Source organism: Candidatus Symbiopectobacterium sp. NZEC135 (assembly GCF_025962695.1).
The window spans coordinates 1-10,621 of sequence record NZ_JAGFPF010000088.1; the positions used below are offsets into that span (position 1 = coordinate 1).

Annotated in this window: 10 protein-coding genes and 1 riboswitch; of the genes, 5 read left to right on the forward strand and 5 right to left on the reverse strand. The window is 56.7% G+C overall.

Annotated elements, in window-relative coordinates; genetic code table 11:
• The first annotated feature begins 214 nt into the window (after positions 1 to 214).
• Together J5224_RS22215 and J5224_RS22220 are read left to right on the forward strand one after the other, a co-directional pair.
• Positions 215 to 700: an SRPBCC family protein gene (locus J5224_RS22215; protein WP_264627424.1), complete on the forward strand. Its 486-nt coding sequence runs from the start codon at positions 215 to 217 to the stop codon at positions 698 to 700.
• Positions 701 to 773: 73 nt separating this feature from the next.
• Positions 774 to 1,712 (forward strand): DMT family transporter, encoded by a 939-nt coding sequence (locus J5224_RS22220; protein WP_264627432.1) that lies wholly within the window; start codon positions 774 to 776, stop codon positions 1,710 to 1,712.
• A 32-nt stretch (positions 1,713 to 1,744) separates the two neighbouring features.
• Here the strand turns inward: J5224_RS22220 and J5224_RS22225 are convergent, their stop codons facing one another.
• Together J5224_RS22225 and J5224_RS22230 are read right to left on the reverse strand one after the other, a co-directional pair.
• Positions 1,745 to 2,917 carry an MFS transporter gene (locus tag J5224_RS22225; protein ID WP_264627425.1) on the reverse strand — a complete coding sequence of 391 codons (1,173 nt, stop codon included), beginning with the start codon at positions 2,915 to 2,917 and terminating at the stop codon, positions 1,745 to 1,747.
• Positions 2,914 to 4,107, reverse strand: coding sequence for a serine hydrolase domain-containing protein (locus J5224_RS22230; protein WP_264627426.1), 1,194 nt, complete (start codon positions 4,105 to 4,107; stop codon positions 2,914 to 2,916). Before J5224_RS22230 ends, J5224_RS22225 begins: the two co-directional genes overlap by 4 nt.
• Positions 4,108 to 4,235: 128 nt before the next feature.
• Between J5224_RS22230 and J5224_RS22235 the strand changes: the two genes are divergently transcribed.
• A complete protein-coding gene (locus J5224_RS22235; protein ID WP_264627427.1) occupies positions 4,236 to 5,123 on the forward strand; it encodes a LysR family transcriptional regulator in 888 nt (295 codons plus the stop codon).
• A gap of 72 nt (positions 5,124 to 5,195) precedes the next feature.
• On the opposite strand, the gene efp is transcribed toward J5224_RS22235, so the two are convergent.
• On the reverse strand, positions 5,196 to 5,762 hold the full coding sequence (gene efp / locus J5224_RS22240; protein ID WP_222159790.1) for an elongation factor P: 567 nt from the start codon (positions 5,760 to 5,762) through the stop codon (positions 5,196 to 5,198).
• A gap of 40 nt (positions 5,763 to 5,802) precedes the next feature.
• On the opposite strand from efp, the gene epmB reads away from it, so the two are divergent.
• Positions 5,803 to 6,834 (forward strand): EF-P beta-lysylation protein EpmB, encoded by a 1,032-nt coding sequence (epmB, locus tag J5224_RS22245; protein WP_264627428.1) that lies wholly within the window; start codon positions 5,803 to 5,805, stop codon positions 6,832 to 6,834.
• 53 nt (positions 6,835 to 6,887) lie between these two features.
• On the opposite strand, the gene J5224_RS22250 is transcribed toward epmB, so the two are convergent.
• Entirely contained in the window at positions 6,888 to 7,229 is a 342-nt protein-coding gene (locus tag J5224_RS22250) for a DUF4156 domain-containing protein (RefSeq protein ID WP_264627429.1), read from the reverse strand.
• A 56-nt stretch (positions 7,230 to 7,285) separates the two neighbouring features.
• A complete protein-coding gene (pgi, locus tag J5224_RS22255; protein ID WP_264627430.1) occupies positions 7,286 to 8,935 on the reverse strand; it encodes a glucose-6-phosphate isomerase in 1,650 nt (549 codons plus the stop codon).
• A gap of 181 nt (positions 8,936 to 9,116) precedes the next feature.
• Positions 9,117 to 9,324: riboswitch (Lysine riboswitch) on the forward strand.
• Positions 9,325 to 9,457: 133 nt separating this feature from the next.
• On the opposite strand from pgi, the gene lysC reads away from it, so the two are divergent.
• Positions 9,458 to 10,621 (forward strand): lysine-sensitive aspartokinase 3 (gene lysC / locus J5224_RS22260; protein ID WP_264627431.1); only part of this gene is annotated, 1,164 nt, incomplete at its 3' end.

The following is a 10,621-nucleotide window of genomic DNA, read 5'->3' on the forward strand; positions in this document are numbered from 1 at the left end:
GAGAGCATCAGCAATGAGGCAAGAATAAGCACGCTTTTCTTGAACATGGTTATTTTCCTTCTCAAGGGAGAGGTAAAAGGGAAAGTCATTCTGTCGAGGCGATCGCCACCGCCTTCAGTAAGCGTAGTCAATCTTGCCGCGATAAGCGTTTTTTGTTCCGGTGTCACTGAAAATAGGCGGCACACTGGCATTCACGCTTATCAGGAGCCACGCCATGACACTGTCAATGTCCCAACCAGCGGATACCCGCAATCTTGTGATTACCCGAGTGCTGGACGCTCCACGACAGGCAATATGGCGTGCCTGGTCAGACCCAGAATGGCTCAAAGTCTGGTGGAGCCCCAAACCTTGCACGACTGAGGTTATCGCCCTCGACCTGCAACCCGGCGGGGCATTCCATACCCGGATTCAGGGGCCGGACGACGATCGCAGTGAATATATCGGGTGCTTTTTGGAGGTGATTCCCCACACCCGAATCGTGTTCACGTCGATGCTGACCGCAGGCTGGCGGCCTGCCCTCCCCGCATTGGCCTTTACTACGCTCATTTCGTTGTCTGATTACGCGCTGGGTAGCTGTTATACCGTTCAGGTTATCCATCAGGACGAAGCCACACGTGAACAACATGAAAAATCAGGTTTTTTTGAAGGATGGAACAGGGTCATCAGCCAATTGGAGGAGGTTGCCTGTACACTACGCTAGCCGACGAGGGGGATGGCGTATCGACAACATTCCCCCTATGATGGAAAGCCAATCTCTTTGGTTTGAACCTGCAATGCAACGTTATTTCTCTGCCCTCTCCCACCCCATACTGGGCATCAAACCCCAGGAGTGGGCGCTAATCCTGATCACACTGGTGTGGGGAACCACCTTTTTAGTGGTTCATTTGGCCATGCAACACAGTGGCCCGCTGTTTTTTGTTGGGCTGCGCTTCACCACGGCCGGTATCATCAGCCTGCTGGTCTTTCGGCGCGCATTGGCAGGGCTGACACTTCAGGAGTGCTATGCGGGTTTTGCCATCGGAGCGAGTATCCTGCTGGGCTACGGTTTACAAACCTATGGCCTGCAAACCATCACCAGCAGTCAGTCAGCGTTTATTACCGCGCTGTATGTCCCGCTGGTGCCGCTGCTGCAATGGCTGGTGCTACGGCGCCGCCCCGGCGTCATGAGTCTGGTGGGGATTGTTTTCGCGTTTGTCGGCTTGATGCTGTTGGCAGGACCCGATGCGGGCCATCTCAGCATGAGTCAGGGCGAATGGGCCACGCTGCTCAGTGCGCTGGCGATTGCCGCCGAAATCATTCTTATTGGCCATTTCGCTGGGAAAGTCGATGTGCGCCGAGTGACTACCGTACAGTTGCTGACGGCGGGACTGCTATCCCTGCTGTTAATGCCGGTAACCGGTGAGTCATTACCCGCCTTCTCCTGGGCCTGGCTGCTGGGCGGCATCGGCCTTGGTGCCGCCAGCATTGTGATTCAACTGACCATGAACTGGGCGCAAAAGGCGGTGTCCCCAACCCGTGCCACCGTCATCTACGCCAGCGAACCGGTGTGGGCGGGCATTGTCGGTCGTCTTGCCGGTGACCGCTTGCCCGGCTTAGCGATGGTGGGTGCCGCGCTGATCGTTATCGGGGTGCTGGTCAGCGAACTGAAACCGGCACAGTGGCTACGCCGCAAGAAAGTGCCTGCCTGTAACACAGAACGCGAAGGAGCCTGACAGTGGCTGAGGGTGCCGACCCGACGGGCGTTTTAACACGGCATCGCGCGGAAACCCTGCTGCCGGGCAACCCACACCACGATCAGCGTTGCCGTTAGCAGCACCAAAAGCGCCGGAGAGAATGCCGCAACGCCCAGACTCTCCAGCAACAGCCCGCCAACAATACCGCCGCCAGCGATCGCCAGGTTCCAGGCCGTCACCAGCATCGATTGCGCCACATCGGCCGCCTCTCCGGCGGTTTTGGCGATGGCAGTTTGAAACAGCGTCGCCGCGCCGCCGAATGCCAGCCCCCACACCGCCACAGCCGTATACACTACGACAGATCTATCACCCGCAACGCCAAGCGCCAGCGCAGACAGGCCGAACAATAGCGTGCTGAGTAGCGTCAAGGCACGCAGATGCCGGTCAATCAGCACGCCGACAATCCCGATCCCCAGCAACGAAGCTACGCCAAACACCAGCAGTATTACGTCCGTGCGTTCAGCTATGCCCGCCGCCGCCAAAAACGGGGCGATATAGGTATAAAGGATGTTGTGCGCCAGCACAAAGGCCAATACCACGAACAGCACCGGACGCACCCCGGCGATGATAAACACCGCCCCTAGCGACAATCGCTTGCCCACAGGCTGCCCGGCAAAATCGGGAACCTGAACACGCACCCACAGCATCAGCAGTACCGCCAATACGCTCATGAGGCCAAAACACATCCTCCAGCCCACCAGCTGGCCTAAAAACGTTCCTGCTGGCACGCCGAGCGACAGTGCTAGGGGCGTGCCGACCATGGTGATGGCAATGGCACGTCCCTTCTGGTGGTCCGGTACCATACGTGCGGCGTAACCAGCCAGCAATGCCCACAATAGCCCGGCGGATACGCCCGCCACAAAGCGGGCCACTATCGTCAGGAGATAGCTGACGGAGAACGTTGTGACGGTATTGGCAATCGCGAAACCCGCCAGGGCCAACAACAGTAATGGACGGCGGCGCATACCTTGTGTGGCCGCCGTCAAAGGGATCGCCGCAACCAGCGAGCCGATGGCATAGAAGGTGACGGTCTGGCCTACCCAAGCTTCAGACACCGCAAGACCTTGCGCCATTTGCGGTAGCAGCCCCGCAGGTAGGGCTTCGGTCAGGATGGTGATGAACGCGGCCGTGGCTAACGCCAACAGTGAAGCCAACGGCAAGCGCTCCTGTTTACGGCATGTCATTGTGCTTCCCCCAGCGCCCCGTACACCGCATCACGCAGATCGGTAACGAAACGGCCCGACATGCCTTCGTACAGCGTATTGGTAAACGCCACCACGCTCAGACCTTGTGCACGATCCACAAACCAGGCATGACCGTAAGCCCCTCCCCAACGCCAGGTTCCCGGCGATTCTGGCGAGTCCGCAAGCTGGGGATCGCGTAACACAGAAAACCCCAGGCCAAAGCCAAACCCTGGCACATTAGGCAGTTCCAGCCCGTGGGTCTGGTCGCGGCCCATCTCCTCAATCAGGGCATCGGGCAATAGCGCACCGCCGCCCTGACGCAGGGTTTCGAGCAGGTAGAGGAGGTCTCTGGCGGTGCCCGCCATGCCTGCGCCGCCTGAAGGGAAGGCTTCAGCATCGAAGATTCGCGCCGGACTATACGTAATACCGACTGCGCCCTCAAAGGCAGAAACGGTTTCACCTTCAGCCAACCGATGGGGTTGCGTTGTGTCATTCACATAGGCCGTCGCCACGCGTTGCGCATTGTCAACGACAAAGCCGGTATCCACCATACCCAGCGGGCCGGTCACCAGTTCACGTACCGCCTTGTCCAGTGACGTGCCCTGAACACGCGCAATCAAGGCGCCCAGCACATCCGTCGCCAGCGAGTACCCCCAGGCGCTGCCCGGCGCATACAGCAGCGGCACGCTGGCGAGGCGCTGTAAATTCTCATCCAGCGTGATGCCGGAAGCATCCATACCGTCCGATATCCCAGCCTGCGCATAAGGGCCATTTGCATCTGCCTCAAAGAAGCGGTAGCTCAAGCCAGCAGTATGGCTGAGCAACTGCCGCACCGTGATCGGCGCGGCTGATCCATCGGGCAACCGAGGGTGAAATTCAGGCAGCCAGCGAGAGATGTCGTCATCCAGACCGAGTTTTCCCTGAGCCACCAGCACCAGCGCCGCCGTCGATACGATAGGTTTACTCACCGACGCCAGCCGGAAGATCGTGTCCAACGCCATCGGCTGCGCGTGTTCACGGTCGGCCCATCCGGCCGCCTGCTGATAAATCAATGCACCGTGGTGCGCCACTAAGACCACGCTACCTACCAGACGCTGCGTATCGAGCGCCTGCTGAATAACATTCTGAATACGGGTGGAGAGAGGCGCAGAGGGAACGCCTGAGCGCAAGGGAGAGAAAAGAGTCGTCACGTTAAAATCCTTGATGTCATCGGTTGCTAAATCGGGCATGCCTTGACGATAGAGAACTTGTGACTCAAGAAAAAGAGGGATACAGTTCCTTGCTATGCGGAATAAATTGTCCGCAATGTGAGGGCGATATGGACAGCCTTAACGGCTTTGTGGTGTTCGTACAGGTGGCGGAAACGCGCAGTTTTGTGGCAGCGGGACGGTTGCTGGGGGTATCAGCCTCGGCCGTCGGCAAGAGCGTGGCACGTCTGGAAGAAAAACTGGGCGTGCGCCTGTTCCATCGCAGCACGCGTAACATCACCCTAACGGCTGAGGGCACTCTGTTTCTGGAGCGCTGTCGGCGCATTCTGGCCGAGATCGAAGCCGCAGCGTTGGATCTACAGACCAACGGCACACCGCGCGGGCGCTTGCGAGTGAGCCTGCCGTTGGTCAGTTCGCTGGTACTGCCAGTGCTCAGTGAATTTATGCATACCTATCCCGAGATCGAGCTGGATCTCGATTTCACCGATCAGATAGTCAACGTGATCGAAGAAGGCTTTGATGCGGTGGTGCGCACCGGTGAGCCACACGACTCGCGCCTCACTGCGCGTCGGCTTGGTGCCTTCCGCTCGTTGCTGGTCGCGTCCCCAGACTATCTGGCGCGGCAGGGCACACCGCAAGTGCCTGCTGACCTGCTGCGACACCGCTGCCTGCACTATCGCTTTCCCCACAGCGGCAAGCTGGAGCCTTGGGCGTTGCGACTCGCTCCCGGAGAGCCGCCGTTGCAGCTGCCCACGGCGATGATCTGCAACAACATAGAGACGCGCGTGTGCTTCGCACTGCAAGGGTTGGGTATCGCCTATCTGCCGGACTTCTCTATTCGCGATCTGCTGGCCGATGGCCGATTACAGCCCATTCTGGTCGATTATGTAGAGCGCACAGGCGTTTTTCACGTGCTGTGGCCCGCGAGCAAGCATCCGTCGCCGAAGGTACGCGTACTGGTAGACTTTCTTAGCGAGCGGGTGTTTCCCGGTTCGTAAGCTTACGCCTTGCTATCTTTGGACAAAAAAAACCGCCAGCAAAGCCGACGGTGTTTTTTGGCAGGGAAGTGCTTATTTCACGCGGGAAACGTATTCGCCAGAACGCGTATCCACTTTGATCACTTCGCCAATCTGAACAAACAACGGCACTTTTACCACGGCACCGGTGGTCAAGGTTGCCGGCTTACCGCCAGTCCCTGCTGTATCGCCCTTCAGACCCGGATCGGTTTCCACGATCTCCAGTTCCACGAAGTTTGGCGGCGTTACCGTAATCGGTTGGCCGTTCCACAACGTCACGATACATTCAGCCTGATCCAGCAGCCATTTGGCGTTGTCGCCAACGGCTTTGGAATCAGCGGCCAGTTGTTCAAACGTTTCATTGTTCATGAAATGCCAGAACTCACCGTCGTTATACAGGTAGGTCAGGTTCATATCGACCACATCAGCACCTTCGGCGCTGTCGGTGGATTTGAAGGTTTTTTCAATCAGTTTGCCGGTCAACAAACGGCGCATTTTCACGCGCGCGAAAGCCTGCCCTTTACCTGGCTTAACGAATTCACTGGATTCGACAGCGTAAGGCTCGCCTTCAAACATGATTTTAAGACCGGAACGAAAATCGTTGCTAAAATAAGTCGCCATAAAGGCCCTCTACTATTTGATACTGGTACTCAGCCAAAAAATGGCACACATTGTAACCCTAAAACCCCATCCCAGAGAAGATTGGTTGCATCAACTTGCGGATGTCATTACCGATCCTCTCCAACTTTTGCACTTTTTGGCGTTGGATAACCACCCTGAGCTACGCAAAGGGGCAGAAGCCCGTGCGCTATTCCCGCTGCGCGTACCCTGGTCTTTTGCCGCGCGGATGCGCAAAGGGGACCCTCTCGATCCGCTATTGCTGCAAGTGCTGACCGCGCAGGACGAATTCGAGGTAACCCCCGGGTTCAGCGTCGATCCGCTCGATGAACAGCACAGCGTGGTGCCAGGATTACTGCATAAATACCACAACCGCGCGTTGTTGCTGGTCAAAGGCGGCTGTGCGGTCAACTGCCGCTATTGCTTTCGTCGCCACTTTCCCTATCAGGACAATCAGGGCAACAAGAGCAACTGGCGTCAGGCATTGGACTATATTCGTCAGCACCCTGAACTGGATGAAATTATTTTCTCCGGCGGCGATCCACTGATGGCGAAAGACCATGAGTTGGACTGGCTTATCAGCGAACTGGAAACCATCCCCCATGTGCAACGCCTGCGTATTCACAGCCGGTTACCGGTGGTGATCCCGGCGCGCATTACCGAGGCGTTGTGTCAGCGCTTATCGCAAACGCGTCTTCGCGTGCTGCTGGTGACCCATATCAACCATGCCAACGAGATAGACAGCGAACTGAGTGAAAGTATGGCACGTTTGCGTCAGGCTGGCGTTACGCTGCTGAATCAAAGCGTATTGCTGCGCGGCGTGAATGATAACGCCTCGACGCTTGCGGCACTGAGCAACGCGCTGTTTAATGCGGGCGTACTGCCTTACTACCTGCACGTGCTGGACAAAGTGCAAGGCGCTGCGCATTTTCTGGTGAGCGATGAAGAAGCACGCAACATCATGAAACAACTGCTGTCGCAGGTCTCCGGCTATCTGGTGCCGCGTTTAACGCGCGAAATTGGCGGGGAAGCCAGCAAAACGCTGCTGGATTTGCAGCTACTGAAGCGCAGTTAACAAGAAGCGTTCACAGGCGGTTCAGCGAGCATCCGCCTGTGAAAGCCTGTCGTTTAGGGACAGTGATAAACCTGCCCGACCAGCTTGCTATCAAGCGGTGCGAAGCTCGACCAGAAGCTTTCGCTGGAGCTGGTGGCACCATAGATAACGTTGCCGCCGAGCGCTGCCGCCTTGTTACGCAGATCGTTGGCCGCGCCGCGCTGAGCGTTGCCTTCATCATGACCCGTTAACCAGGTGGATTGCGAACCTGTCACTTGACCCACCAGACGACATTCGCTGCCGGGTTGCTTATCGGTAAACTTGACCGCTTGCCCGGCTGAACTCAATTCTTTGCTGGTGCTGCATCCTGCCAGTAAAACCGCCACGGCGATGCCCAGTAAAGCACGTTTCTGCATACGTCCCTCCATGTTGGTGACAAAAGGGGGTGTACCCCCCTATCGGCGTCCGCGACTCAGGCGCGCCAGTTTTTAAAGCGGTTAATCAAACCGTTGGTCGAACTGTCGTGGCTGCTCACCGGCTGGTCATTTTCCAATTCCGGCAAAATGCGGTTGGCCAACTGTTTGCCCAACTCAACACCCCACTGATCGAAAGTATAGATGTTCAGAATCGCACCCTGGGTGAAGATCTTGTGTTCATACAGCGCGATAAGCGCACCCAGGCTGTAAGGCGTTATCTCGCGCAACAGAATGGAGTTGGTTGGGCGGTTGCCTTCAAACACTTTGAACGGTGCAACATGTTCAACCTGCTGCGCCGTTTTTCCCTGCGCGGCAAACTCGGCCTCCACCACTTCACGGGATTTACCAAATGCCAGCGCTTCGGTCTGGGCGAAGAAGTTGGAGAGCAGCTTACCGTGGTGATCGCCCAGCGGGTTGTGGCTCACGGCCGGTGCGATGAAATCACACGGCACCAGCTTGGTCCCTTGGTGAATCAACTGATAAAACGCATGTTGCCCATTGGTGCCCGGCTCACCCCAGATAATCGGCCCAGTTTGGTATGTCACCGGATTCCCGTCGCGATCGACATACTTACCGTTGGACTCCATGTTGCCCTGCTGGAAATAGGCCGCAAAACGGTGCATGTACTGATCGTAAGGCAGGATCGCTTCGGTTTCTGCGCCAAAGAAATTGTTGTACCAGATCCCGATCAGCGCCAGCAGCACCGGCAGGTTTTTCTCGATAGGCGTGGTGGCAAAGTGCTGATCCATGGCGTGCGCGCCACTCAGTAATAGCTCAAAGTTATCAAAGCCGATGGAGAGGATGATCGACAAGCCGATGGCAGACCACAGCGAATAGCGACCGCCGACCCAATCCCAGAATTCAAACATGTTGGCGGTATCAATACCAAATGCGCTGACCGCGCTGGCATTGGTAGAGAGCGCGGCGAAATGCTTGGCAATATGCTGCTCATCCTGCGCGGTTTTCAGGAACCAGTCGCGCGCCGAATGGGCGTTGGTCATGGTTTCCTGCGTGGTGAAGGTTTTTGAGGCCACCAGCACCAGCGTGGTTTCCGGGTTCAGCGTTTTCAGGGTTTCAGCGATGTGCGTGCCGTCAACATTGGACACAAAGTGCATGTTAAGGTGGTTCTTAAACGGCCGCAGCGCTTCCGTCACCATGAACGGGCCGAGATCCGAACCACCAATGCCGATATTCACCACATCGGTAATCGGTTTGCCGGTATAGCCTTTCCAGCTACCGCTGATAATGCGCTCGCTAAAGCCTTTCATTTTCTGCAATACCGCATTGACCTCTGGCATCACATCGTTGCCATCCACCACAATCGGTGTGTTGCTACGGTTACGCAGCGCAACGTGCAGAACCGCGCGATCTTCGGTGCGGTTAATCTTCTCACCAGAGAACATTGAGGCAATCGCCTCGCTCAACTGGGTTTCACGCGCCAGTTCGAGCAATTTATCCAACGTTTCCTGGGTAATACGGTTCTTGGAGTAGTCCACCAGCATCAAATCATCAAACGTGGCGGAAAAGCGTGAGAAACGATCCGGGTCCTGAGCAAACAGTTCGCTGATTTGCACCTGTTCCATCGCGGAAAAATGCTGTTGCAAAGCGCGCCATGCGGCAGTTTGGCTGGGATTGATATTTTTCATAACAACACTCTTGTCTCCGATAATAAAATCGCTAAGGCTGAATCGATTGTATCCCTTAAATCGCCCGTTGCGATCCCTTTTCTTGCAATTACGCATTTCCCGGCGGTTACCGGTTGACAGCCGCGAGATAACCCGTTATTTGTAAGCGTGAACTTATGCATCCACGCCGAAGGCGGTTGCATAAGCCAGAAGAGGAGCACCGCCCAGGTAATTTATCCGAGGATCCGTAAATCCAGTGACGATAAACCAGGGGGAGCGGTGCCGAGATGATGGGCAATACGGGAATGCCATCATCGACTACAGGGGCTGAATCCTCTGGGTTGTCACCAGCAACATGCAGGCTATCAATGCAAACTGCACGTTCAGCAAGGTGGAGCGCTTCTGGGTGTACCGTAGTGACGCTTACTTATCTACGCCTGCTCCCTGCTTACCGCTCTTTCCTTGTGCCAAGGCTGATTTTATGGACGGCTGATGTGCGACAACTATCGCCACAGCGCCCCTGACACGAGGTGTTTTTTATTTATGTCTACAACAACTTCTCTGAGAATCGCTAAATTTGGCGGCACCAGCGTGGCCGATTTCGACGCCATGAACCGCAGTGCAGATATTGTGCTGGCCGATCCCGCGGTGCGCATTGTCGTGCTTTCCGCCTCTGCCGGCATCACTAACCTGCTGGTTGCCTTAGCGGAAGGCGTGGCGCAAGAACAGCGCGATGTCCATTTGGAAAAAATTCGTCACATCCAATATGCCATTATCGATCGTCTGAGCCATCCGCAGGTGATCCGTGAAGAGATCGATCGCATGCTGGAAAACGTGGCGCGTCTGTCTGAAGCCGCTGCGCTCGCCACCTCTAACGCCTTGACTGATGAGTTGGTCAGCCACGGCGAATTGATGTCAACGCTGCTGTTCGTTGAGATCCTGCGCGAACGCCACATCAGCGCCGAGTGGTTCGATGTGCGTAAAATCATGCGGACTAACGATCGCTTTGGCCGCGCAGAGCCGGATTGCGACACGCTGGGCGCATTGACGCGCAGCCAGTTGCAGCCGCGTCTGGCAGAAAGCCTGATCATTACTCAAGGGTTTATCGGCAGTGAAGCCAAAGGCCGCACCACGACACTGGGCCGGGGCGGCAGCGATTACACCGCCGCGCTGCTGGGCGAAGCGTTGAACGTTGATCGCATCGATATCTGGACCGATGTCCCCGGTATCTATACCACCGATCCTCGCGTGGTTCCCGCAGCGCACCGTATCGACCAGATCACCTTTGAAGAAGCGGCAGAAATGGCGACCTTTGGTGCCAAGGTGCTGCACCCCGCGACGCTGTTGCCTGCCGTGCGCAGCGATATTCCGGTGTTCGTTGGCTCCAGCAAAGATCCCTCTGCCGGCGGCACGCTGGTGTGCAATAAAACAGAAAACCCGCCGCTGTTCCGCGCGCTGGCTCTGCGCCGTAAACAAACGCTGCTCACCTTGCATAGCCTGAACATGCTGCACGCACGCGGCTTTCTGGCCGAAGTGTTCAGCATTCTGGCGCGCCACAATATTTCGGTAGATCTGATAACCACGTCGGAAGTGAACGTTGCTCTGACGCTGGACACCACGGGCTCCACCTCTGCGGGTGACGGCCTGCTCTCCAGCGCCATGCTGACCGAGCTCTCTTCCCTGTGTCGCGTCGAGGTGGAAGAGAAC